At 70.6% G+C, this 21,872-nt stretch carries 26 protein-coding genes; 10 read left to right on the top strand and 16 right to left on the bottom strand.

Annotated elements, in window-relative coordinates:
- Window positions 1-42: 42 nt before the first annotated feature.
- The 4 genes from AB0M01_RS27975 to AB0M01_RS27960 all read left to right on the top strand — a co-directional run bounded on the left by AB0M01_RS27975 (window position 43) and on the right by AB0M01_RS27960 (window position 2,410).
- Complete coding sequence (locus tag AB0M01_RS27975) at window positions 43-846, top strand: hypothetical protein (protein WP_363674600.1); 804 nt, start codon at window positions 43-45, stop codon at window positions 844-846.
- A gap of 67 nt (window positions 847-913) precedes the next feature.
- The gene (locus AB0M01_RS27970) at window positions 914-1,228 is read left to right on the top strand and encodes an antibiotic biosynthesis monooxygenase (protein WP_363674598.1); all 315 of its coding nucleotides are present in this window, start codon (window positions 914-916) and stop codon (window positions 1,226-1,228) included.
- On the top strand, window positions 1,228-1,956 hold the full coding sequence (locus tag AB0M01_RS27965) for an alpha/beta hydrolase (protein WP_363674596.1): 729 nt from the start codon (window positions 1,228-1,230) through the stop codon (window positions 1,954-1,956). The genes AB0M01_RS27970 and AB0M01_RS27965 overlap by 1 nt, the downstream gene beginning before the upstream one ends.
- Window positions 1,957-1,984: 28 nt before the next feature.
- A complete protein-coding gene (locus tag AB0M01_RS27960) occupies window positions 1,985-2,410 on the top strand; it encodes a PPOX class F420-dependent oxidoreductase (protein ID WP_363674594.1) in 426 nt (141 codons plus the stop codon).
- Between the two features lie 61 nt (window positions 2,411-2,471).
- Here AB0M01_RS27960 and katG read toward each other — a convergent pair whose 3' ends face one another.
- Both katG and AB0M01_RS27950 read right to left on the bottom strand, forming a co-directional pair.
- Window positions 2,472-4,670: a catalase/peroxidase HPI gene (katG, locus tag AB0M01_RS27955; protein ID WP_363674592.1), complete on the bottom strand. Its 2,199-nt coding sequence runs from the start codon at window positions 4,668-4,670 to the stop codon at window positions 2,472-2,474.
- A 10-nt stretch (window positions 4,671-4,680) separates the two neighbouring features.
- Complete coding sequence (locus AB0M01_RS27950) at window positions 4,681-5,118, bottom strand: Fur family transcriptional regulator (protein WP_363674590.1); 438 nt, start codon at window positions 5,116-5,118, stop codon at window positions 4,681-4,683.
- Window positions 5,119-5,206: 88 nt separating this feature from the next.
- Between AB0M01_RS27950 and AB0M01_RS27945 the strand changes: the two genes are divergently transcribed.
- Entirely contained in the window at window positions 5,207-6,196 is a 990-nt protein-coding gene (locus AB0M01_RS27945; RefSeq protein WP_363674588.1) for a GNAT family N-acetyltransferase, read from the top strand.
- Here AB0M01_RS27945 and AB0M01_RS27940 read toward each other — a convergent pair.
- The gene (locus AB0M01_RS27940) at window positions 6,193-7,098 is read right to left on the bottom strand and encodes a LysR family transcriptional regulator (RefSeq protein WP_363674586.1); all 906 of its coding nucleotides are present in this window, start codon (window positions 7,096-7,098) and stop codon (window positions 6,193-6,195) included. The two genes, AB0M01_RS27945 and AB0M01_RS27940, sit on opposite strands and share 4 nt — an antisense overlap.
- Before the next feature lie 71 nt (window positions 7,099-7,169).
- Here AB0M01_RS27940 and AB0M01_RS27935 point away from each other — a divergent pair, with 71 nt between their 5' ends.
- On the top strand, window positions 7,170-7,862 hold the full coding sequence (locus AB0M01_RS27935; protein ID WP_363674584.1) for a nitroreductase family protein: 693 nt from the start codon (window positions 7,170-7,172) through the stop codon (window positions 7,860-7,862).
- Here the strand turns inward: AB0M01_RS27935 and AB0M01_RS27930 are convergent.
- From AB0M01_RS27930 to AB0M01_RS27900, 7 genes are all read right to left on the bottom strand, one after another.
- Window positions 7,840-8,508: a GNAT family N-acetyltransferase gene (locus AB0M01_RS27930; protein WP_363674582.1), complete on the bottom strand. Its 669-nt coding sequence runs from the start codon at window positions 8,506-8,508 to the stop codon at window positions 7,840-7,842. The two genes, AB0M01_RS27935 and AB0M01_RS27930, sit on opposite strands and share 23 nt — an antisense overlap.
- Before the next feature lie 2 nt (window positions 8,509-8,510).
- Window positions 8,511-9,440 carry a GTPase Era gene (gene era / locus AB0M01_RS27925; protein ID WP_363674580.1) on the bottom strand — a complete coding sequence of 310 codons (930 nt, stop codon included), beginning with the start codon at window positions 9,438-9,440 and terminating at the stop codon, window positions 8,511-8,513.
- On the bottom strand, window positions 9,424-9,759 hold the full coding sequence (locus AB0M01_RS27920; RefSeq protein ID WP_363674578.1) for a cytidine deaminase: 336 nt from the start codon (window positions 9,757-9,759) through the stop codon (window positions 9,424-9,426). Before AB0M01_RS27920 ends, era begins: the two co-directional genes overlap by 17 nt.
- Before the next feature lie 19 nt (window positions 9,760-9,778).
- Window positions 9,779-11,083: a hemolysin family protein gene (locus AB0M01_RS27915; protein ID WP_363674576.1), complete on the bottom strand. Its 1,305-nt coding sequence runs from the start codon at window positions 11,081-11,083 to the stop codon at window positions 9,779-9,781.
- Between the two features lie 7 nt (window positions 11,084-11,090).
- On the bottom strand, window positions 11,091-11,567 hold the full coding sequence (gene ybeY / locus AB0M01_RS27910; protein ID WP_344167967.1) for an rRNA maturation RNase YbeY: 477 nt from the start codon (window positions 11,565-11,567) through the stop codon (window positions 11,091-11,093).
- Window positions 11,564-12,490 (bottom strand): PhoH family protein, encoded by a 927-nt coding sequence (locus AB0M01_RS27905; RefSeq protein ID WP_344173624.1) that lies wholly within the window; start codon window positions 12,488-12,490, stop codon window positions 11,564-11,566. The genes ybeY and AB0M01_RS27905 overlap by 4 nt, the downstream gene beginning before the upstream one ends.
- A 190-nt stretch (window positions 12,491-12,680) precedes the next feature.
- Window positions 12,681-13,187, bottom strand: a complete 507-nt coding sequence (locus AB0M01_RS27900; protein ID WP_363674573.1) for a hypothetical protein — start codon at window positions 13,185-13,187, stop codon at window positions 12,681-12,683.
- Window positions 13,188-13,401: 214 nt separating this feature from the next.
- Between AB0M01_RS27900 and AB0M01_RS27895 the strand changes: the two genes are divergently transcribed.
- Window positions 13,402-13,926, top strand: coding sequence for a SigE family RNA polymerase sigma factor (locus AB0M01_RS27895; protein ID WP_363674571.1), 525 nt, complete (start codon window positions 13,402-13,404; stop codon window positions 13,924-13,926).
- Window positions 13,923-15,035, top strand: coding sequence for a Gmad2 immunoglobulin-like domain-containing protein (locus AB0M01_RS27890; protein ID WP_363674569.1), 1,113 nt, complete (start codon window positions 13,923-13,925; stop codon window positions 15,033-15,035). Before AB0M01_RS27895 ends, AB0M01_RS27890 begins: the two co-directional genes overlap by 4 nt.
- Window positions 15,036-15,040: 5 nt before the next feature.
- On the opposite strand, the gene AB0M01_RS27885 is transcribed toward AB0M01_RS27890, so the two are convergent.
- From AB0M01_RS27885 to AB0M01_RS27860, 6 genes are all read right to left on the bottom strand, one after another.
- Window positions 15,041-15,688: an SAM-dependent methyltransferase gene (locus AB0M01_RS27885; RefSeq protein WP_363674976.1), complete on the bottom strand. Its 648-nt coding sequence runs from the start codon at window positions 15,686-15,688 to the stop codon at window positions 15,041-15,043.
- 5 nt (window positions 15,689-15,693) lie between these two features.
- Window positions 15,694-16,419 (bottom strand): 16S rRNA (uracil(1498)-N(3))-methyltransferase, encoded by a 726-nt coding sequence (locus tag AB0M01_RS27880; protein WP_363674567.1) that lies wholly within the window; start codon window positions 16,417-16,419, stop codon window positions 15,694-15,696.
- A 7-nt stretch (window positions 16,420-16,426) separates the two neighbouring features.
- Window positions 16,427-17,569, bottom strand: coding sequence for a molecular chaperone DnaJ (gene dnaJ / locus AB0M01_RS27875; protein ID WP_363674565.1), 1,143 nt, complete (start codon window positions 17,567-17,569; stop codon window positions 16,427-16,429).
- 34 nt (window positions 17,570-17,603) lie between these two features.
- Entirely contained in the window at window positions 17,604-18,623 is a 1,020-nt protein-coding gene (hrcA, locus tag AB0M01_RS27870; RefSeq protein ID WP_363674974.1) for a heat-inducible transcriptional repressor HrcA, read from the bottom strand.
- A gap of 96 nt (window positions 18,624-18,719) precedes the next feature.
- A complete protein-coding gene (locus AB0M01_RS27865) occupies window positions 18,720-19,823 on the bottom strand; it encodes a Gfo/Idh/MocA family oxidoreductase (RefSeq protein WP_363674562.1) in 1,104 nt (367 codons plus the stop codon).
- Window positions 19,808-20,449 carry a ThuA domain-containing protein gene (locus AB0M01_RS27860; protein ID WP_363674560.1) on the bottom strand — a complete coding sequence of 214 codons (642 nt, stop codon included), beginning with the start codon at window positions 20,447-20,449 and terminating at the stop codon, window positions 19,808-19,810. The genes AB0M01_RS27865 and AB0M01_RS27860 overlap by 16 nt, the downstream gene beginning before the upstream one ends.
- A gap of 133 nt (window positions 20,450-20,582) precedes the next feature.
- On the opposite strand from AB0M01_RS27860, the gene AB0M01_RS27855 reads away from it, so the two are divergent.
- Window positions 20,583-20,939, top strand: a complete 357-nt coding sequence (locus AB0M01_RS27855) for an EF-Tu/IF-2/RF-3 family GTPase (protein ID WP_363674558.1) — start codon at window positions 20,583-20,585, stop codon at window positions 20,937-20,939.
- A gap of 22 nt (window positions 20,940-20,961) precedes the next feature.
- Window positions 20,962-21,846: an MBL fold metallo-hydrolase gene (locus tag AB0M01_RS27850; protein WP_363674556.1), complete on the top strand. Its 885-nt coding sequence runs from the start codon at window positions 20,962-20,964 to the stop codon at window positions 21,844-21,846.
- The last annotated feature ends 26 nt before the right edge of the window (window positions 21,847-21,872 follow it).

The raw sequence follows: 21,872 nt of genomic DNA, 5'->3' as shown, positions 1-21,872 counted from the left end.
TGAGTAGACAGCGTCTACTCGCTTGCTGTAGACACTGTCTACGTGACCGCTCTCGCCCTCCTCACCGTCGCCGCCGCCTGCCACGCCGGGTGGAACCTGCTGCTGAAGAAGTCGCCACTGCAAGGCCCGGGACTCATCTGGTTGTGCACCGTGCTCACCGCGCCGGTGTCGCTCGGGCTGATCGGCTGGCGCGGCCTCGGGCCTGCATGGTGGGCGGCCCTGGTGAGCATGGCGCTGCACACGGCGTACGCCGTGACGCTCCAGAAGGCGTACGGCGCGGGCGGCTTCGCGGTGGTCTACCCAGTCAGCCGCGGCACGACGCCGATCCTGGTCGCGCTGGCCGCGATCCCGTGGACCGGGCTGCCGCCGATGGTGACGTGGGCCGGCGCCGCGCTGGTCGCCGCCGGAATCCTGTTGATGGACCGCACCCCAGGCCGGCGCGGACTCGGCCGCGGCGTCGGCCTTGGCCTCGCGGTCGCCGCCTGCAGTTGCGCCTACACCTTGTGGGACGGCTTCGCGATCACCACGCTCGACGTCGACCTGCTGTCCTACTTGGCGATGAGCAACCTCGCGCAGGTCGCCCTGCTCACCGCGGCCGTCCGGCCGAGACAAGTCTTGCAGTACTGGCGGTACGCCGTACCGATCGCCGTCCTCACACCGGCCAGCTACGGACTCGTCCTGCTCGCGATGACGCTGACCACGATCGAGACCGTCGCCATCGGCCGCACCCTCAACGTCGTCGTCGGCACCCTGCTCGGCCTGCTCGTCCTCCGCGAACGCCTCACTCCCCTGACCACCGTCGGCCTGGCGGCCGTCGTGGGCGGGGTCCTGCTCGCAGCATCCTGAGAGGATCAGGCAAGAGCCTGCGAGCTTCTGACTACCCAGAACCCACGCTCACCGGTGGAATTGAGGCATGAAGAGCGACTACGGGTTCCAAGCCACCATGACCGCCAAGCCCGGAATGGGCAACGAGCTGATCGACGTACTGCTGTCCGCGCTGGAGCCCGGGAAGCCGGCGTCCAGTGAGTACTGCGTCGTCTACCTGGTGAGCCGGTCGGCGTCCGACGCCGACGTCGTGCACGTCACCGAAGGGTGGACCACCGAGGAGGACCACCACCGGGTCTTCGCCGGGGCGCCGGCCCAGGCGATCGTCGCGCGGGTTCAGGAGCTGCTGGGTGCCTCGACCGGCACCGACTACACGCCCATCAACGGCAAGGCGGCGTTCTGATGCGCCCCGCGATCGACCCTGAGCTCAGCGCGCTCCTCGAAGGGATGCCGCTGGTCGCGGAGATCACCGCGGACCTTCTCCCCCAGCTGCGCGCGCTGTCCGCCGTTCCGGCGGAGGCCGTACTGGCCGGTCGCGAGATCCGCCGGCGTGAGGTCGAGATCGCCGGCACGGACGGCGTCCCGGTCCCGATGACCGTGCTGGCACCGGTCGACGGACGGGCCGGAGCGCCGTGCGTCTACTGGCTGCACGGCGGCGGCCGCGTCATGGGCGACCGGTTCTCCCAGCTCGACATCCCGCTCGAGTGGCTTGACGAGCTCGGCGCGGTCGTCGTGACGATCGACTACCGGCTGGCGCCCGAGGCCCCCGGGAGCACGGCCGTCGAGGACTGTTACCAGGGTCTGCTCTGGATCGTCGAGCACGCCGGTGAGCTGGGGATCGATGCCGACCGCATCGTTGTCGCCGGAGCCAGCGCGGGCGGTGGGCTGGCGGCCGGTATCACGCTGCTGGCTCGCGACCGGGGCACGCCGGTGATCGCCGCGCAACTCCTGATCTGCCCGATGCTCGACGACTCCGGCTCCACCGTGTCGAGCCACCAGTACGCCGGGGAGCCCGGCGTCTGGACCCGGGAGACCAACACCTTCGCGTGGCGCGCGGTCGGAGCACTGGACGCGTACGTCGCTCCCGCTCGCCACGATGATCTGTCCAGGCTGCCGGCCAGCTTGTCTTGAAGTTGGGTTGAGCTCCTAGGCTGAAACCATGACTGAATCCCTCGCCGCGCGGCTCGGCACGCACGGGCTCGGCGCGCTCGTCACCCTCAAGCGGGACGGGCGGCCGCAGCTGTCGAACGTCACCTACGTGTACGACGCAGCGCGGAACCAGATCCAGGTCTCGCTGACCGCGGATCGCGCGAAGACCAAGAACCTGCGCCGCGACCCGCGGGCCAGCCTGTACGTCGACGGGCCGAACGGGCGCTCGTACGTCGTACTGGAAGGCAAGGCCGAGCTGACGGCGGTCGCTCAGCGGCCGGACGATGCGACGGTCGACGCGCTGGTGGACTACTACCGGACCGCTTCCGGCGAGCACCCGGACTGGGACGACTACCGGCGCGCGATGGTCGCCGACCAGCGGCTGCTGTTCACGATGACCGTCGACCACGCGTACGGGATGCCGAAGCCGAGCTGAGGAAACAGCAAGTCCGCGCGACTCCCGAGAGTCGCGCGGACTTGAAGTACTACCGCTCAGCTCACTTCAGGTCGTACCGGTCCAGCTCCATCACCTTGACCCACGCGGCGACGAAGTCGTTGACGAACTTCGCCCCGGCGTCACCGGCGGCGTAGACCTCGGCCAGCGCCCGCAGCTGCGAGTTCGCGCCGAAGACCAGGTCGACCGGGGTCGCGGTCCACTTGACCTCGTCCGAGCCCAGCGCGCGGATCTCGAAGACGTTCTCCTCCGTTGCCGAGGCCTTCCACTCCGTGCCCGCGGCGAGCAGGTTGACGAAGAAGTCCGGGCTCAGCGTGTCGGTCTTGTCGGTCAGTACGCCGTGCGCCGTACCGCCGACGTTGTTGCCCAGCGCGCGCAGGCCGCCGACCAGGACGGTCAGCTCCGGCGCGGTCAGGGTCAGCATGTACGCGCGGTCGAGCAGCAGCAGCTCCGGCGTCAGCTTCTCGCCGGCCCGCAGGTAGTTGCGGAACCCGTCGGCCCGCGGCTCGAGCACCGCGAACGAGTCGACGTCGGTGTTCTCCTGGGTGGCGTCGGTGCGGCCCGGGTGGAACGGCACGGTGACGTCCTGGCCGGCGTTGCGCGCGGCCTGCTCGACCGCGGCCGAGCCGCCGAGCACGATCAGGTCGGCCAGCGAGATCTTCTTGTCGCCGGCGCCGCTGTTGAACTCCTGCTGGATGCCCTCGAGCGTCTCGAGCACCTTCGCCAGCTCGGCCGGCTCGTTGATCTCCCAGTTGCGCTGCGGCTCCAGCCGGATCCGGGCGCCGTTCGCGCCACCACGGCGGTCGGTGCCCCGGTACGACGCGGCCGAGGCCCACGCCGTCCGGACCAGCTGGCCGATCGACAGGCCGGAGTCGAGCAGCTTGGCCTTCAGCGCGGCGACGTCCGCGTCGTCGACCAGCGCGTGGTCGACGGCCGGGACCGGGTCCTGCCACAGCTGCGGCTCCGCGACCCACGGGCCGAGGAAGCGCGAGACCGGGCCCATGTCACGGTGCAGCAGCTTGTACCAGGCCTTGGCGAACGCGAGCTGGAACTCCTCCGGGTGCTCCAGGAACCGGCGCGAGATCTTGTCGTACTCCGGGTCGAAGCGCAGCGCGAGGTCGGTGGTGAGCATCGTCGGGCGGTGCTTCTTGTTCGCGTCGTACGCGTCCGGGACGGTCTCGTCGGTGGTCTTGGCGACCCACTGCTTGGCGCCGGCCGGGCTCTCGGTGAGCTCCCACTCGTACGCGTACAGGTTCTTGAAGAAGTCGTGACCCCACTTGGTCGGGGTGCTGGTCCAGGTCACCTCGAGACCGCTGGTGATGGTGTCGGCGCCCTTGCCGGAGCCGTACCCGCTCTTCCAGCCCAGGCCCTGCTGCTCCAGCGGCGCACCCTCGGGCTCCGGGCCGACGTGGTCGGCCGGGCCGGCGCCGTGCGTCTTGCCGAACGAGTGGCCGCCGGCGATCAGCGCGATGGTCTCCTCGTCGTTCATCGCCATCCGGGCGAAGGTGTCGCGGATGTCGCGGGCCGCCGCGACCGGGTCCGGGACGCCGTTCGGGCCTTCGGGGTTGACGTAGATCAGGCCCATCTGGACCGCGCCGAGCTGGCTGTGCAGCTGCCGGTCACCGGTGTAGCGCTCGTCGCCCAGCCAGGTGTCCTCGGGACCCCAGAAGATCTCCTCGGGCTCCCACAGGTCCTCGCGGCCGAAGCCGAAGCCGAAGGTCTCGAAGCCCATGTCCTCGAGCGCGACGTTGCCGGCCAGCACCAGCAGGTCGGCCCAGGAGATCTTCCGGCCGTACTTCTGCTTGACCGGCCAGAGCAGCCGGCGGGCCTTGTCCAGGTTGGCGTTGTCGGGCCAGCTGTTCAGCGGGGCGAACCGCTGCGCGCCGTCGCCGCCGCCACCGCGGCCGTCCTCGATCCGGTAGGTGCCGGCGCTGTGCCAGCTCATCCGGATGAACAGCGGGCCGTAGTGGCCGAAGTCCGACGGCCACCAGTCCTGCGACGTGCGCATCACCTCGACGATGTCGCGCTTCAGCGCGTCCACGTCGAGGGTCTTGAACTCCTCGGCGTAGTCGAAGTCCGCGTCCAGCGGGCTGGCCTGCGGCGAGTGCCGGCGCAGGACCGAGAGGTCCAGCTGGTTCGGCCACCAGTCGCGGTTCGTCCGCGGGTTGGGCACCGTCGGCGTCGGGGCGTCGATGGCGGGGTTCTCGCTCTCGCTGCCGTGGTGGCCAGGCGTCTCGGTCATGCTGAACCTCTCAGGAAGTGGTGGCTGGTTCCGAACCGGCCGCCGAGCAGTCCGGGCACAGTCCCCAGTACACGACCTCGGCCTCGTCGAGGACGAAGCCGTGCTGGTCGGACGGGTGCAGGCACGGAGCTGCGCCGACGGCACAGTCCACGTCTTCGATGGCGCCGCAGGACCGGCAGACCACGTGGTGGTGGTTGTCGCCGACCCGCGTTTCGTAGCGGGCGACCGACCCGGCGGGCTGGATCCGCCGGAGCAGTCCGGTGTCGGTGAGCGCACGCAGTACGTCGTACACGGCCTGGTGCGAGACGTCCGGGAGCTCTTCGCGGGTGGCCCGGATGATCGCGTCGGTGTCGGCGTGCGGGTGGGTGTGCACGGCGCTCAGGACGGCGAGCCTCGGCCGGGTGACCCGCAGGTCAACCGATCGGAGAAGCTCCCGAGGACTCGTCACCAGGGCAGTTTTGTACAAAAACTGGAATCAGTCAAAAGAAGCTGAAAATACAGTCGCTTCCGCCCGGGTGTTCGCTCATCCTGACCTGGTGGACATCACGAGGCTCTCCCCCGACGACGTGGTCGGGTGCGCGGACGCCGTGGCGCTGTTCCAGGCCACGCACAAGCTCGACTGCCCGGACGCACTGCTGCCGACCCCGCGCGGGTTCGCGGCGCACCTGAAGTACGGCTGGGACGGTGATCCCGGACAGGCGTACCTGGCCCGCGAGGACGACGGAACGCTGGCCGGCGTGCTGAGCGTCGAGCTGCCGACGTACGACAACACGAACCTGGCCTGGTTCGAGGTCGAGGTGCACCCGGACCGGCGCGGCCGCGGGCTCGGCGGCGAGCTGATCGCGTACGGCGAGGGCCTGGCCGAGGCCGCGGGCCGCACGTCGGTCGGGCTGAGCGCGTGGGACCTGCCGAAGGCCGACCTGTTCGCGCGCCGCCAGGGCTACGAGCAGAAGGCGATCGAGGTGAACCGGCGCCAGGACCTGAGCGCCCTGGACTGGGACCTCGTCCAGCGCCTGTACGACGACGCGGTGCGCGCCGCGTCGGCGTACGAGCTGGTGCGGGTGACCGGGAAGCTGCCGGACGAGCTGCTCGACGGGATGGTCGCGGTGACCGCGTCGATCAACGACGCGCCGAAGGACGACCTGGACATCGAGGACGACGAGTACAGCCCGGAGCGGCTGCGCGCCTACGAGGACGCGCAGCAGGCGCACGACCGGACGCTGTACCGGGTGATCGCCCGGGAGAAGGCGACCGGCGCGCTGGCCGGGCACTCGACGATCACCGTCGAGCGCGAGCGCCCGCACATCGCCGAGCAGGCCGACACCGCGGTCTCCCGCGACCATCGCGGGCACCGGCTCGGCGCGCTGGTGAAGACCGGCATGCTGCTCTGGATGCGCGACGCGGAGCCGGCGCTGACCCAGCTCGACACCTGGAACGCGGAGTCGAACTCGCACATGATCGGCATCAACGAGCAGCTCGGGTACCAGATCGTCGCGCGGTCGATCGCGTACCAGAAGTCGCTCTAGCTCCGGAACAGTTCTCGGCAGTGCTCCCGGAAGGCCGCCGCCCGGCGGGTCGTCCGGGAGCCGGCGGCCCAGCCGAGCACGACCGGCGTCGTCGGTACGGCGTCGGCCAGCGGCTTGGTGAGCAGCGGCAGACCTTCGTAGCTGAGCTCGGTCAACGGGGTCTGCACAGCCAGCGAATAACCGATGCCCCGGGCAACCAACGCGCGCATCAGCTCGAAGCTGCCGGCCCGGTGCGCGGGGCGCATCTCCAGCCCCGCGGCCTCGAAGACGCGGGCGAAGTAGCGCTCGCTCGGCGGTACGTCGAGCAGCACGTACGGCTCGGCGGCCAAGTCCGCGAGCCCGACCTTCCGGCGGCGGCGCAGGCGGTGACCGGCCGGCAGCAGCACCGACGGCGGCCGGTCGTGCAGCACCTCGACCTCGATCCCGGGCAGCAGATCCTGCTGGTAGAGGAACGCCAGCTCGCTGCGTCCGTCGAGCAGCGACTCCTGCACCTCGGTCAGCGTGCCCTCGGCGAACTCGATCGTCACCGCCGGCTGGACCGCGCCGAAACCGGCGATCGCCGCCGGCAGGTGGAACGGCGCGATCGGCGCGTAGCAGCCGACCACCAGCCGGCCCGCGACCTCCTGGCCGAGACTCCGGGCGCCGGTGCCCAGCTCGGTCAGCGCCGCGAGGACCTTACGGCCGTCGACCACGACCTGCTGCCCGGCCGCGGTCAGCCGGGTGCCCCGCCGGGAACCGCGCAGCACCAGGCGCACCTCCAGCGCGCGTTCCAGCTCGCCGACCGCCAGGGACACCGCCGACTGCGAGACGTGGCAGCGCGCGGCCGCCGCGGTGATGCCGCCGGTCTCGGCGATCGCCACCAGGTACTCGAGCTGGCGGGGTGAGACGTTGGGCAGACTCATGAGCTGAGCATATGGGTCGCTTGAGTTTTCCAAGCTCGACTCATCGGTCGAGCCCGTGCCACGGTGATGGCATGTCGTCGCGAGAGCACCGCCACCCGTTCGTCCCGTACGCCGTACCGCGGCTGCCGATCGACGAGGGGCTGCGGCGCGGCGAGGAGTTCTACCAGGAGCTGGACCGGCGGCGCTCGGTGCGCTGGTTCTCGCCCGACCCGGTGCCACAGCGCGCGATCGAGATCGCCGTCCAGGCCGCGAACACCGCGCCGAGCGGCGCGCACCAGCAGCCGTGGACGTTCGTGGCGACCAGCGATCCGAAGCTGAAGCGGGCGGTCCGGGCAGCGGCCGAGGAGGAGGAACGGCGGTTCTACCACGACCGTGAGCTGCCTGAGTGGCACGCGGCGCTGGACCGGCTGGAGACCGACGAGCACAAGGAGTTCCTGGAGACCGCTCCCTGGCTGGTGGTGGTGTTCGCGCAGAAGCACACGCCGACCGCGGACGGCGGGCTGCGGAAGAACTACTACGTGTCGGAGAGCATCGGGATCGCGTGCGGGCTGTTCCTGGCGACGCTGCACCGGATGGGATTGGCGACGCTCACGCACACGCCGAACCCGATGAACTTCCTGACCAAGCTGCTGGACCGGCCACGGACGGAACGGCCGTACATCCTGTTCCCGATCGGCTACCCCGCGGACGACTGCGAGGTACCCGTGCTGGAGCGCAAGCCGCTGAGCGAGGCGCTGGTGGTCAGGCGACCTGCAGGACCGTGACCTTCGTGCGGTTGCTGACGGTGAAGCCGAGGTGTTCGTAGACACGGATCGCGGACCGGTTCGCCGTACCGGTGTGCAGGAAGGGCCGGTCGCCGCGCTGCTCGATCCCGGCCGCGACGGCGCGGATCAGGCGGGTGGCCAGCCCGCGGCCGCGGTGGTCGGGGTGCGTGCAGACAGCGCTGATCTCGGTGTGGCCAGAGATGCGGTAGCGCTCGCCGGCCATCGCGATCAGGACGCCGTTCTCGCGCAGGCCGAGGTAGCGGCCGAGCTCGACCGTGCGCTTGCGGAACGGGCCGGGATCGGTGCGGGCGACGAGGTCGAGCATCTCCGGTACGTCGGCCGGCCCGAGCTCGACGAGCTCGGGGTCGGCCGCGCCGAGGCCCGGTGGCGCGACGAACTGGACGAGGTCGATCGCGGCGTCGACCGTGAAGGATTCGGGGACGACGAGGTCGGGATGCTTGATCGCGACCACGCGGCCGGGGCCGATCAGCTCGGCGGCGTCGGCCCAGTCCTGCGGGGTCGCGGCGTCCGGCAGCCCGAGAAACGGCGCCATGTCCGCGGGGTAGACCCGAACGTTCCCGAGCACCTCGGCCACCGACGAGTGCGCGCCGGACAACGACTCGAAAGCAGGGTTGAGCAGACTCACTGTCAGAAACCGAGCTTCTTCAGGTGCTTCGCGTCGGTCTGCCAGTTCTTGGCGATCTTCACGTGCAGGTCCAGGTACACCGGCGTCCCCAGCAGCGCCTCGATCTGGCGCCGTGCGTTCGCGCCGACCTCACGCAACCGCGCGCCCTTGTGGCCGATCACGATGCCCTTCTGGCTGTCCCGCTCCAGGTACAGGTTCGCGTAGACGTCCAGCAGCGGCTTGTCCTCGGGACGGCCCTCGCGCAGCATCATCTCGTCGATGGTGACCGCGATCGAGTGCGGCAGCTCGTCGCGCACACCCTCCAGCGCCGCCTCACGGATCAGCTCGCCGACCAGGATCTCCTCGGGCTCGTCGGTGACGTCGCCGTCGGGGTACAGCGGCAGGCCGGTCGGCAGCAGCTTGACCAGCTCGTCGGCGACGGTATCCACCTGGAAGCCGTCGACCGCCGACACCGGCACGATCGCCGCCCACTCGATCCCGTACGCCTGGCCCAGCTCGGCGATCTGCCCGAGGTGCTCGACCATCCGCTCCGGGCTGACCAGGTCGGACTTCGTGGCCAGCGCGACCTTCGGGGTCTTGGCGACCTTCGCGGCCTCGCCGACCAGGAACCGGTCGCCCGGCCCGATCCGGTCGCTGGCCGGCAGGCAGACCGCGATCACGTCGACCTCGGCCCAGGTGGTCTTCACGATGTCGTTCAGCCGCTCACCGAGCAGCGTCCGCGGCTTGTGCAGCCCGGGGGTGTCGACCAGGATCAGCTGCGCGTCGTCGCGGTGCACGATCCCGCGGACCGCGTGCCGGGTGGTCTGCGGCTTGGACGAGGTGATCACGATCTTCTTGCCGACCAGCGCGTTGGTCAGCGTCGACTTGCCCGCGTTCGGCCGCCCGACGAAACAGGCGAACCCGGAGCGGAACTCCTCAGGTGTGGACGACATCTCGAACCTCTCCGTTGCCATCAGCAACGACTACGGGCAGCGCGGCGCCACCGAAGTACCGGACCACCTCGACGTCGACCTGCTCGCCGTCGGTGACCACCGCGGCGGCCTCGAGCCCCTTGACCCCGGACGACACCGCCATCGCCGTGGCCAGCTGGAGCGCGGACAACAGCACGGTGTCGAGCTGGACGGTACAGGCAGCGTACGTCCGGCCGTCGGTGTCACGGACGGCGGCACCCTCGGCCGCCCGGGTCCGCGCGCGGGCGGCACGGGCCAGGGTGACCAGTTTGGTGTCCTCGTCGGAGAGGTCAGCGGGCAACGGAAGGCTCCAAAGGGTTTCAGGCAGTCTGGTGACTGCTGTCCTGCGGCTGCTCGGCGACGTCGATCCGCCGGACCAGCACCGTGCCGATCTGGTTGCGGCGGCCGGACGGCCGTTCCGCGGTGAGGGACAGGCCCTCGATCTCGACCTGCGCGCCCGGGATCGGCACCTTGCCGAGCAGCTTGGCCATCAGCCCACCGACGGTGTCCACGTCGTCGTCGTCCAGCGGCAGCCCGAACAGCTCACCGAGCTCGTCGATCGGGTACCGGCTGGACAGCCGGTAGGCGCCGTCGGACAGCGCCTGCACCGCCTCCGGGGCCTCGTCGTACTCGTCGGTGATCTCGCCGACGATCTCCTCCAGGATGTCCTCGATGGTGACCAGGCCGGCGGTCCCGCCGTACTCGTCGACGACCATCGCGACGTGCATCCGGGCCGCCTGCATCTCGCGCAGCAGCTGGTCGACCGGCTTGCTGTCCGGGACGTACATGCACGGCCGCATCACCGACTCGACCCGCTCGGTCGACTCCGACTGGGCGTTGTCGTAGACGCGGCGCATCACGTCCTTGAGGTAGACCACGCCGAGGATGTCGTCCAGCGACTCCCCGACCACGGGGATCCGCGAGTACCCCGAGCGCAGCGCCAGCGAGGTCAGCTGGCGCAGCTTCTTGTGCCGCTCGATGTAGACCATGTCGGTGCGCGGCACCATCACCTCGCGCACGATCGTGTCACCGAGCTCGAAGACCGAGTGGATCATCTGCCGCTCGTCGGCCTCGATCACCGCGGACTTCTCGGCCAGGTCGACCAGCGCCCGCAACTCGGACTCGGTCGCGAACGGGCCGGCCGCGAACCCCTTGCCGGGGGTGAGCGCGTTGCCGATCAGGATCAGCAGCTTCGGGATCGGGCCGAGCACCGTGGTCAGCGCCATGATCGGGCCGGCCGAGAGCATCGCGAACCGGTCCGAGTGCTGCCGGCCGAGCGTGCGCGGGGCGACGCCGATGATCACGTACGAGACCACCACCATCACCACCGCGGTGATCAGGATGTGCTCCCAGGTCACCGTGAAGATGTTGGACAGCGCCTGGGTGACCAGCACGATCGCCGTGATCTCGCAGGTCAGCCGGACCAGCAGCAAAGTGTTCAGGTAGCGCGGGGCGTCGGTCAGCAGGTCGCGCAGCCGGACCGCGCGCAGGTTGCCCTGCTCGACCTGCTCGTTGGCCCGGACCTTCGAGTACGCCGAGATGGCCGCCTCGGCGCCGGCGAAGACGCCGGCGAGCAGCACGAGTGCCGCGGCCACCACCAGCAGGACAGCGTCCTGGGAGCTCACCGCGACGTCACTCCTCGCCGAGCCGGTTTCCCGGCGCGCGCCAGGCTTCCAGCAGCCGGCCCTGGACTTCCCACATCTCCGCCTTCTCGGCCGGTTCGGCGTGGTCGTACCCGAGCAGGTGCAGGATGCCGTGCACGGTCAGCAGCTCCAGCTCAGCCCACGTCCCGTGGCCGGCCTTCGCGCCCTGGGCCGCGGCCACCGTCGGGCACAGGGCGATGTCACCCAGGTGCCCGAGCGGCGGCTCGGAGTCGTCGGAGTCGCTGCCCGGACGCAGCTCGTCCATCGGCCACGACATCACGTCGGTCGGACCGGGCAGGTCCAGGAACTCGACGTGGTAGCGCGCCATCGTGTCCTCGTCGACCAGCTTGATCGACAGCTCGCACTCGGGGTGCAGGCGCAGGCTCGACATCACGAAGCGGCTCAGCCGCATCAGTCCGTGGGCGTCGATCTCCACGCCGGACTCGTTGTTGACCTCGACGTTCATCGGTTCGGTTCAGCGCTGCCTTCGTAGTTTTCGTAGGCCGACACGATCCGGCCGACCAGCTTGTGCCGGACCACGTCGTGCGACGTGAGCCGGCAGAACGTCAGGTCCTGGACGCCTTCCAGGATGTCCTGCACGACCCGCAGCCCCGAGTTCGTCCCGGTCGGCAGGTCGACCTGGGTGACGTCACCGGTGACCACCATCTTGGAGCCGAAGCCGAGCCGGGTGAGGAACATCTTCATCTGCTCGGGCGAGGTGTTCTGCGCCTCGTCGAGAATGATGTACGCGTCGTTCAGGGTCCGGCCGCGCATGTAGGCCAGCGGCGCGATCTCGATCGTGCCGGCCGTCATCAGCCGCGGGATCGACTCCGGGTCGAGCATGTCGTGCAGCGCGTCGTACAGCGGCCGCAGGTACGGGTCGATCTTCTCCGACAGCGTGCCGGGCAGGAAGCCGAGCCGCTCACCGGCCTCGACGGCCGGCCGGGTCAGGATGATCCGGTTGACCTCCTTGGCCTGCAGCGCCTGGACCGCCTTGGCGACCGCCAGGTAGGTCTTGCCGGTACCGGCCGGGCCGATGCCGAACACGATCGTGTTCTTGTCGATCGCGTCCACGTAGCGCTTCTGGTTCAGCGTCTTCGGGCGGATCGTCCGGCCGCGGCTGGACAGGATGTTCTGGGTCAGCACGTCGGCCGGGCTCTCGACGGTCTCGGCCTTGATCATCGCGATGCTGCGCTCGACCGAGTCGGCGGTCAGCCCGTGACCGGTCCGGACGACGGCGATCAGCTCGTCGACCAGCCGCTCGGCCAGAGCCAGCTCGGCCGGCTCACCGTTCATCGTGATCTCGTTGCCGCGGACCATGATGTCGGCCGCGAACTCCTTCTCGATGATCCGGAGGAACTCGTCCCGGGCTCCGAGCAGCGCCACCATGTCGATGCTGTTCGGCACGACGATCTTGTGGGACGCCTTGGGCGGCTCGTTGCCGCCGGCGCGCGCCGCACCCTGGTGCGACGGCTCGATACTGCGTGGCCTGGACAGCCTTTCCTCCTGGTGCCTGGTGACGATGACCTTGTCCATGCTAGCCGTACGCTCCGACACACTCACTCGATAAAACCCGCGATCACCCGGGGGATGCGCGCTGACCAGGGGTTTTGTCCAGTTCAAGCCGGTCGTCGCGCTCGGCACGCCACCGCTCGTCGGCCCGCAGACACACCCGTACGCCGCCCGTGGCCGCCCGGAACAGCGGCTCGACGGCCGCCCGCAGCACCGCGTCAGCGCGGCTCGGGTCGCCGCGAGCCTCCTCGTACGCCGCCAGGATCCGGTACGTCGCCTCGACCGCGGCCCGCGCCGTACCGGAGCCGGCCGGGGGCTTGTCGAACTCGCTGTGATGGGTGGAGCCGAACAGCGCGAACACGTGGAGTGCGCTGACGGCTGCAGTCGGGTCACCTGCGTACACCGCGTAGTCTCGCCAGGTATGTGCTCCGCTGTAGCTGTCCTGTACCGCGTGCACGGCGGCGCCGAGGTGCCGCAGCGTGTCACCGTCCGTGGCCGCCCGCCGCAGTTGGTCGAGGACGTACTCGGCGTTGACCCGCAGGTTGTCCTCACCGCTCGCGTACGGGTTGGCCATACAGTGGGCACGCTGAACCTCGGGGTTCAGGTAGGCCGAGTGCAGGGTCGGGCCGAGGCCGGCGTACGGGATGGTGCGACCAGTGCTGGTTCCCGTGCTGCTTCATGGGGGCTCCTGAATGCGGCGTAGGTCACAGAATGAGGCCGAACTTTCCGACGGTTGTCAACCTGGGACACCGCCGACGCGTCATCGTCATGTGGCGCAACCTGCCGTGGTGTATGACGAGTCAGTGGCTCAGGAGTCCTCGTGGAGTGCCGACGAGGCGCTGACGGCTGTCTACACGGCGCACTACACGTCGTTGGTCCGCCTCGGCGCCCTGCTGCTGCGTGACCGGGGGACGGCGGAGGAGATCGTGCAGGACGCCTTCGTGGCGATGCACGCCCGCTGGCACCGGCTGCGCGACCCGCACAAGGCGCTGGCGTACCTGCGGACCGCCGTGGTGAACCGCTGCCGCTCCCGGCAGCGGCACCTGGTGGTCGTCGACAAGCACATGCCACGCTCGCTGCCCGACGAACCGAGCGCGGAGGCGGCCGTACTGCGGACCGCCGAGACCGACCGGGTGATCGAGGCGATGCGCACGCTGCCGGAGAAGCAGCGCACGGTGATGGTGCTGCGGTACTACGGCGACCTGTCCGAGGCGGAGATCGCCGAGACGATGGGGATCAGCCGCGGATCGGTGAAGAGTCATGCCGCGCGGGCGACCAAGTCGCTGCGCCAGGTCCTGGAGCAGAGCGCATGAACGACCAACCGAACAACGAGTTCGACGAGCTGATGCGGCGGGCCCTGCACAGCGAGGCCGACCGGATCGAACCCGCCGACGGGCTGCACGAGATCCAGGCCCGGGTCAGCACCGCGCGCAAGCCGGTGAACCGGCGGCCGTGGGTGCTCACCGCCGGGGCGGCCGTGGTCGGGACCGCGGCCGCGATCGGGGCGTTCGCCGTACTGAACGGGGAGAACCGGCAGGCCGGGGACAGCGAGGTCGCGGGCGCGCCGGACACAACCGCCAGCGCGACCGGTACGCCGCAGAGCCCGAAGCCGTCGGCCACGCTGCCGTCGCCGTCGGCGTACGCACCGACCGACCCCGGTACGCCGAAGGTGAAGCCGACGCAGGCCGGGAAGCTCGAGCCGGAGAGCTCGGGCGCGGTGCCGGTGTACTGGCTCGGCGCGACGGACGGCAGCAAGACCGGCGCGGGCGTGAAGCTGTACCGGACGTTCGCGCCGTTCAAGGGGCGGCCGGCGTACGCCGCGCTGCAGCTGATGACGTCGGGCAAGTCGACCGACCCCGACTACAGCTCGCCGTGGGTCGGTGCGCGGGTGTCGGAGGTCCGGCAGACCGGTTCGCTGACGACGGTCGACTTCAAGGCGCTGCCGAAGACGCGGCTCGACCCCGAGGTCGCGAACCTGGCGCTGCAGCAGCTGGTCTACACCGTGCAGGGCGCGAGCGGCGCGAGCGTGCCGGTGCAGCTGACGCTGCAGGGGCGGCCGGTCGCGCAGGTCTTCGGGACCGACATCACCCAGCAGCCGCTCGGCCGCGCGCAGGCGCTCGACGTCCAGGCGCTGATCTGGATCACCGCACCGGAGAACGACGCGGTGCTCTCGACACCGTTCAAGGTCACCGGGGTCGCGGCGGTGAACGAGGCGCAGCTGAACTGGCGGATCACGTCGGCCAGCAACCGCCGCGTCGTCGACGAGGGGACGGCGATGACGCAGGAGGCGTTCAAGTTCAGCGACTACACGTTCGTCGTCGACAAGCTGCCGGCCGGGCGCTACACGCTGGAGGTCTTCGAGGTGTCGGCCGAGGACGGGCGGCAGACGTCGACCGACACGAAGACGCTGGTGGTGAAGTAGGCCGGCTAGATCGAGTTGGCGTCGGGGCTGCGGACGAAGTCGAAGAGCTTGCGGTCCGCGTCCAGCGGCCGCGGGGCGCCGGTGAAGCGGTTGACGCCGACCGACCAGCGGACGTCGTCGGGGGCGTCGTACGAGAGCTCCTCGAAGCCCGCGGTGGTGAACCATTCACGGATGGCCGGGCAGAGGTTGGGCTCCTCGCGGGTGCGGGTCCAGATCACCGTCGCGCCGGGCGCGCAGAACTGCGGGAGGGCCATGATGGTGTTCTCGACGTCGGCGTCGGAGATGTTGCCGAAGACGCCGCAGAACAGCAGCAGGTCGGCCGGTACGGCGCCGGCGTAGGCGGCGGTCCGGCCGGCGTCGGCCTCGACGACCTCGACGCCGGTCAGGCCGTTGACCGTCGCCGCCGCGCGGGCGAGACCGGCGTTGCGGTGGTCGAGCTCGACCAGGCGGGCGGTGACGCGGCCGCGGGCCGGGTGGGTGGCGAGCACCTCGATCAGGTCACGCCCCTGGCCGGCGCAGGCGCTGACCACCGTGAAGGTGCCGTCGGGGTCGGCGTCGAGCCGGTCGCGGATCGCGCGCTGCACCGACGCCAGCCGGCGGCTCAACGGCGACGCCTCGTCCTCGTACGAGGAGTGCCACTCCAGCCAGTCCATCGAGCTCAAAGCGCGGTCCTCCAACGAGATCCAGCCAGCAGGACGGACGCCGCGGCGACGCCTGCCGTCGATGTCCTGAGCACGGTTTCGCCGAGCAGGACCGGCTCGGCTGCGAAGGTCTTCAGTTCGGCGTCGGAGATCCCACCCTCCGGCCCGACGACGATCACCACGTCACCGGTCGCCGGCGGGGTGATCGCCGCGAGCGGGGTGCTCGCCTCCTCGTGCAGGATCGCGGCGAGCTCCGCGTGCTCGACCAGCGAGGCGACGTCGCCGGTCGAGGCGATCGGCGCCACCTCGCAGAACCAGCTCCGCCGCGACTGCTTGCTCGCCTCGAACGCCCAGGCCCGCCACTTGGTGAGCGTCTTCTCGACGCGCTCGGGGTTGGCCCGGAACTGACTGCGCTCGGCGTTCCACGGCACGATCAGGTCCACGCCGACCTCGGTCAGCATCTCGACCGCGAGCTCAGCCCGCTCCCCCTTCGGCAGAGCCTGTACGACGACCAGCCGCGGCGCCGGCGCCGGCACGCTCCCCCGCCGATCGACCGCGACGGTGATCCCGGCCTTGGAGGAGGCGACCACGGCACCTTCGGCGAAGCTCCCGACCCCGTCGGTCAGCCGAACCCGCTCACCGGAGGTGATCCGGCGGACGACAGCAGCGTGCCGCCCCTCCGGACCGTCCAGGAACAGCTCTTCCCCACTCAGTTCGGTGAGGTGAAAGACCGGCAGGCCCATCGCCGGCTCAGTGGGCGCCGAAGGCGTCTCGGAGGCGGCCGAAGACGCCCTTGTGGGTGGCTTGGACCTGGCCCTGGGGGCGCTCCTCGCCGCGGGAGGCGGCCAGGTCGCGGAGCAGCTGGGCCTGGTGGTCGTCGATCTTCGTCGGGGTCTCGACGATGATCTGGACGATCAGGTCGCCGCGGCCGGCGTGCCGCAGGCGCGGGACGCCGCGGGCGGTGAGCGTCATCGCCGTACCGGACTGCGTGCCGGGGCGGATCTCCAGCGGCGTGGTCTCGCCCTCCAGCGTCGGCAGGTCGATCGTCGTACCGAGCGCGGCGGCCGTCATCGGCAGCGTGACCGTGCAGTGCAGGTCGTCGCCGTTGCGGCTGAAGATGTCGTGCGGCTCGACCTCGATCTCGACGTACAGGTCGCCGGCCGGGCCGCCGCCGGGGCCGACCTCGCCCTGGCCGGACAGCTGGACGCGGGTGCCGCTGTCGACACCGCCGGGGATCTTCACCGTGACCGTACGCCGGGAGCGCACCCGCCCGTCGCCGGAGCACTCGACGCACGGGCTCGGGATGGTGGTCCCGAAGCCGCGGCAGTTCGGGCACGGGCGCATCGTGCGCACCTCGCCGAGGAACGAACGCTGCGTGTGCGTGACCTCACCACGGCCGTGGCAGACCTCGCAGGTGACCGGCTCGGAGCCCGCCGCCGCGCCCGACCCCGAACAGGTCGGGCAGAGCACCGCGGTGTCGACCTTCAGCTCCCGCGTCGTACCGAACGCGGCCTCGCTCAGGTCGATCCGGAGCGGGATCAGCGCGTCCTGGCCGCGCCTGGTCCGCGGGCGCGGCCCGCGGGTCGCGCCGCCGGTCTGCCCGAAGAAGGCGTCCATGATGTCGGTGAAGGTGAACGCCTGGCCGAAGCCGGCGCCCGCGCCACCCGGGCCGGCGCTCGCGAACGGGTCGCCGCCGAGATCGTGGACCTGCTTCTTCTGCGGGTCGCTCAGCACCTGGAACGCGCGGCCGATCTCCTGGAACTTGGCGTGCGCGTCCTCGGAGTCGTTGACGTCGGGGTGGTACTGGCGGGCCAGCTTGCGGTAGGCCTTCTTGATCTCGTCCTGGGACGCGTCACGGCTGACGCCGAGGACGGCGTAGTAATCGGTGCTCATACTCCAGACCAGAGGTAGGGGAAACTCGAAGTGGTCATGAGTCGGCCAGGATCTGGCTGACGTAGCGCGCGACGGCGCGCACGGCGCCCATCGTGCTGGGGTAGTCCATGTGGGTCGGGCCGACGATGCCGAGGGTGGCCAGCGCCTCCGACTTGGAGCCGTACCCGGTGGCGACCACCGAGGTGGTGGCCAGCTCCTCGTACGGGTTCTCGTGCCCGATCCGGACCGTGAGGGTCTGCGGGTGGGTCGCCTCGCCGAGCAGCTTGAGCAGGATCACGTGCTCCTCGAGCGCCTCGAGCACGGGTTTCACGTTCCGCTCGAAGTCGTCGCCGTACCGGGTCAGGTTGGCCGCGCCGCCGACCGCGATCCGCTGCTCGCCCTCGTCGGTGAAGGCCTCCAGCAGCGTCGTCACGATGGCCGCGACGAACGGCCGGTCGGCGGGCGGGAAGGTCTCGGCGACGCCGGTCAGCGCGGTGGTGGCGTCGGTCAGCCGCTGGCCGGTGAGCGCGGAGTTCAGCCGGGAGCGCAGGTCGGCGACGAGCTGCTCGTCGACGTCGGCGTGTGCCTCGACGATCCGCTGCTCGACCCGGCCGGTGCTGGTGATCAGCACCAGCAGCAGCCGCCGCGGGGTCATCGTGACGACCTCGACGTGCCGCACGCTGGACCGGATCAGCGTCGGGTACTGCACGATCGCGACCTGCCGGGTGATCTGCGCCAGCAGCCGGACCGTCCGCCGGACGACGTCGTCGAGGTCGACCGCGCCGCCGAGGAACGACGAGATCGCCTTCTTCTCGGCCGCGGACAGCGTCTTGACCGTGCTCAGCTTGTCGACGAACAGCCGGTACCCGGCGTCGGTCGGGATCCGGCCGGCGCTGGTGTGCGGCTGGGTGATGTACCCCTCCTCCTCCAGCGCGGCCATGTCGTTGCGCACGGTGGCCGGGGAGACGCCGAGGTTGTGCCGGTCGACCAGGGTCTTGGAGCCGACGGGCTCGTGGGTGGCCACGTAGTCCTCGACGATGGCCCGGAGCACGTCCAGTTTGCGCTCGTCCAGCACCCGCACCACCCTCTCTCAGCATCCGCGGTCAGCAACCCGACTGGCACTCAGACAGTCCGAGTGCCAGTCTACCGACCCGCGACAGAGGTTTGCGCCTCAGGCAGTTTCGGGCGAGGCTCCCAACGGTACTGCGGCCGGTCGCTCGACCGTGCTGGTGACGTCCACCGGCTGGTCCTTGGCCGCCGCCTCGAGCAGCGACTCCAGGACGTCGAGCACGTGGAAGGCCAGCGCGCCGTCGGCGCGGTGCGGCCCCCCGGTCCGGATCGCGCGCGCCAGGTCAGCAACCCCGACACCGCGCCCCGCCCCGGCGTACCCGCCGGCCACCGGGACCTCGGTCCACTCGCGCTGGGCCGAGGTGGCGATCTCGACCGCGCCGTCGAACGCGTTCGGGTCGGGCACGGACAGGCTGCCGTCGGTGCCGTAGATCTCGATCCGGGGCAGCCGGGCGGCCCAGACGTCGAACGACATCAGCACGGTGGTCAGCGCGCCCGACTCGTGCTCGAGGATGCCGGTGACGTGCGTCGGGACGTCGACCGGGAAGGTCTCGCCGGCCCGCGGCCCGCTGTGCACCTTGCGCTCGTCCTGCGACCGGCCCGCGCGCCCGGTGACCCGGCGGACCGGGCCGAGCAGCGTGACCAGGCTGGTCACGTAGTACGGGCCCATGTCGAGCAGCGGACCGCCGCCGGGCTGGTAGTAGAACTCCGGCGCCGGGTGCCACAGCTCGTGCCCGGGCGTGACGAACGACGCACTGGCCGCCGTCGGTACGCCGATGTCGCCGCGGTCGATGACGGCCCGTGCGGTCTGGGTGCCGGTGCCGAGCACGGTGTCCGGCGCGCAGCCGATCCGCAGCCCCTTCGCCTCGGCGAGCTCGAGCAGCGGCTTGGCCTCGGCCCGGTCGACGGCCAGCGGCTTCTCGCCGTACGTGTGCTTGCCGGCCTCGAGCGCGGCCCGGTGCACCGGCGCGTGCGCGGCCGGGATGGTCAGGTTGAGCACGATCTCGACGTCCGGGTCGGCCATCAGGTCGTCCGATGACAGCGCCCGGACGCCGGGGTGCGCGTCCGCGACGGTCTGCGCCCGCGCGACGTCCAGGTCGGCGACCGCGGCGACCTCGACGCCCGGCAGCTTGGCCAGGTGGTCCAGGTAGGTGCCGCTGATCACACCGGTCCCGACAATGCCGACGCGCGTCACTTGCTCGCCCACAGCAGCCCCCGCTCGATGATCGTGCGGACCTCGGGGGTGTCCAGGTCGGCGAGGCTGTGGCCCGGCGTACAGACGAAGACCTTGCCGTCGCCCCAGGTGCGGGTCCAGACCGCCGGCATCGTCGCGCCCTCGATCCACGGGTAGTCCGGGTGCGCCCGGAAGGTCGTGGTGGCCAGCACGTTGTTGGTCGGGTCGGCGTGCACGTAGTACTGCTCGGTGTGCAGGTCGAAGTGCTCGATGCCCTCGACGATCGGGTGCTCGGCGACCACCTCGATCCGGTGGTCGACGAAACCGCCCGGGTGCGAGACGAACTGGCCGCCGGTCATGAAGCTGTAGTCGGCGTTGCTGCGGAACGAGTCGACGATGCCGCCGTGCCAGCCGGCCAGACCGGTCCCGGCCCGAACGGCCGCTTCCAGGCCCTTGGCCTCCTCGTTGGTGATCTCACCCATGCTGATGCACTGCAGCACCAGGTCGGTGCCGTCCAGGTCGAGGTACGCCGACGTGCTGTCGGAGACCGTCACCTCGAAGTCGTTGTCGCGCAGGAAGGGGATGAACAGCTCGGTCGCCTCGACCGGGAGATGACCTTCCCAGCCGCCCCGGACCACCAGTGCCCGTCGTGTCGTCACGCTGCCTGCCCTTCAGAGATCGGATCTGTTGCACCGCCTAGGCGACCCTAAGCGCGCCGATCGTGGCCTACAAGCCCCTTTCCAGCCGGTGGATATCGTTTGCCGGAACCGGCCAGGGCCTAGGCTCCCGGGCATGGGATGGAAGTTCTGGAAGAACGACGAGCGGCCGCAGGACGTCGTACCGGCGGGTGCGCCGCGGGTGCAGGACGCCGTGCCCGGCGGCGCCTCGTTCGAGCTCCGGGTCGAGGACGTGTTCTCGATCACGGGCCGCGGCACGGTGGTCACCGGACGGGTGCTGTCCGGGGTGCTGCACGTGAACGAGGAGGTCGTGATCCAGCGCGGCGGCGCCGAGGTCCGGCGGGCCGTCGTGACCGGGATCGAGATGTTCCGCAAGACGAGCAAGCAGGCGGTCGCCGGCGACAACGTCGGGCTGCTGCTGAAGGGGCTGGACAAGTCCGACGTGCAGCAGGGCGACGTACTGACCCGCTGAGCCCGCGGCTAAGGTCGGTGCCATGAGTGAGTGGACCGAGCTGGGTGATCGATGCTGGGTCCGCCGGTATCGCGAGTGGGACCTGAACGTCGGGCTGGTCGTCGGCGACGACGGCGCCCTGGTGATCGATCCGCGGGCCTCGACCGCGCAGGCCGAGCAGGTGCTGGCCGAGATCCGCGAGCTGACCGACCAGCCGGTGAAGTGGGTCGTGAACACGCACGCGCACTTCGACCACACCTTCGGCAACGCCACCTTCACCGAGGCCGCGAGCTACGCGCACGAGAACGCCGCGGCCGCGCTGGCCGAGCGCGGGCCGGCGCTGCAGGAGCACTACCGCGACCACCCGGGCACCGACCCGGCGTACCCGGACGTCCCGGCCGAGGTGCTGGCCGAGGTCGCCGCCACCGAACTGGTTGCCGTTGACAACACCTTCGCGGTGGCCAAGGTGATCGACCTGGGCGGCCGCCGGGTCGAGCTGCTGCACCTGGGCAACGCGCACACCGACGGCGACGTCGTGGTCGTCGTCCCGGACGTGGACGTGTTCTTCGTCGGCGACCTGGTCGAGGAGTCCGCTCCCCCGGCGTACGGCGACGACTCGTACCCGCTGGAGTGGCCGGAGACGCTGGACCGGGTGATCGGGCTGTTCGGCGCGGACTCGAAGGTCGTCCCGGGCCACGGCGCGGTGGTCGACCCGGAGTACGTCCGCAACCAGGCCGGCGACCTCGGCACGGTCGCGAACACGATCTCCGGGCTGCACCACGGCGGGACGTCGCTCGACGACGCGCTGAAGCACACCGACGACTGGCCCTGGCCGGTCGAGCACCTGGAGCAGGCGATCCGCCGCGGGTACGGCGTACTCGGTGCACCGCGCCGGCCGACGCTGCCGTTGCTGGGACCCGAGCACTGATCGTGGTGATCCGTTGACACGGTGAC

The organism is Kribbella sp. NPDC051770 (genome assembly GCF_040681455.1).
Lineage (GTDB): Bacteria > Actinomycetota > Actinomycetes > Propionibacteriales > Kribbellaceae > Kribbella.
Note: the sequence above shows the minus strand (reverse complement) of the source record. Positions and strands in the feature narration are given on the sequence as shown.

Excerpts from the sequence above, each read along its gene's own strand:
- AB0M01_RS27960 (WP_363674594.1), top strand. The coding sequence starts at position 1,985 with ATGACTGAATCCCTCGCCGCGCGGCTCGGCACGCACGGGCTCGGCGCG.
- era (WP_363674580.1), bottom strand. The coding sequence starts at position 9,440 with ATGTCGTCCACACCTGAGGAGTTCCGCTCCGGGTTCGCCTGTTTCGTC.
- AB0M01_RS27970 (WP_363674598.1), top strand. The coding sequence starts at position 914 with ATGAAGAGCGACTACGGGTTCCAAGCCACCATGACCGCCAAGCCCGGA.
- AB0M01_RS27965 (WP_363674596.1), top strand. The coding sequence starts at position 1,228 with ATGCGCCCCGCGATCGACCCTGAGCTCAGCGCGCTCCTCGAAGGGATG.
- AB0M01_RS27880 (WP_363674567.1), bottom strand. The coding sequence starts at position 16,419 with ATGGGCCTGCCGGTCTTTCACCTCACCGAACTGAGTGGGGAAGAGCTG.
- AB0M01_RS27935 (WP_363674584.1), top strand. The coding sequence starts at position 7,170 with ATGTCGTCGCGAGAGCACCGCCACCCGTTCGTCCCGTACGCCGTACCG.
- AB0M01_RS27905 (WP_344173624.1), bottom strand. The coding sequence starts at position 12,490 with ATGGTGGCGCTGCTCGGAGCCCGGGACGAGTTCCTCCGGATCATCGAG.
- AB0M01_RS27885 (WP_363674976.1), bottom strand. The coding sequence starts at position 15,688 with ATGGACTGGCTGGAGTGGCACTCCTCGTACGAGGACGAGGCGTCGCCG.
- AB0M01_RS27855 (WP_363674558.1), top strand. The coding sequence starts at position 20,583 with ATGGGATGGAAGTTCTGGAAGAACGACGAGCGGCCGCAGGACGTCGTA.
- AB0M01_RS27900 (WP_363674573.1), bottom strand. The coding sequence starts at position 13,187 with ATGGCCAACCCGTACGCGAGCGGTGAGGACAACCTGCGGGTCAACGCC.
- AB0M01_RS27940 (WP_363674586.1), bottom strand. The coding sequence starts at position 7,098 with ATGAGTCTGCCCAACGTCTCACCCCGCCAGCTCGAGTACCTGGTGGCG.
- katG (WP_363674592.1), bottom strand. The coding sequence starts at position 4,670 with ATGACCGAGACGCCTGGCCACCACGGCAGCGAGAGCGAGAACCCCGCC.
- dnaJ (WP_363674565.1), bottom strand. The coding sequence starts at position 17,569 with ATGAGCACCGATTACTACGCCGTCCTCGGCGTCAGCCGTGACGCGTCC.
- AB0M01_RS27850 (WP_363674556.1), top strand. The coding sequence starts at position 20,962 with ATGAGTGAGTGGACCGAGCTGGGTGATCGATGCTGGGTCCGCCGGTAT.
- ybeY (WP_344167967.1), bottom strand. The coding sequence starts at position 11,567 with ATGAACGTCGAGGTCAACAACGAGTCCGGCGTGGAGATCGACGCCCAC.
- AB0M01_RS27890 (WP_363674569.1), top strand. The coding sequence starts at position 13,923 with ATGAACGACCAACCGAACAACGAGTTCGACGAGCTGATGCGGCGGGCC.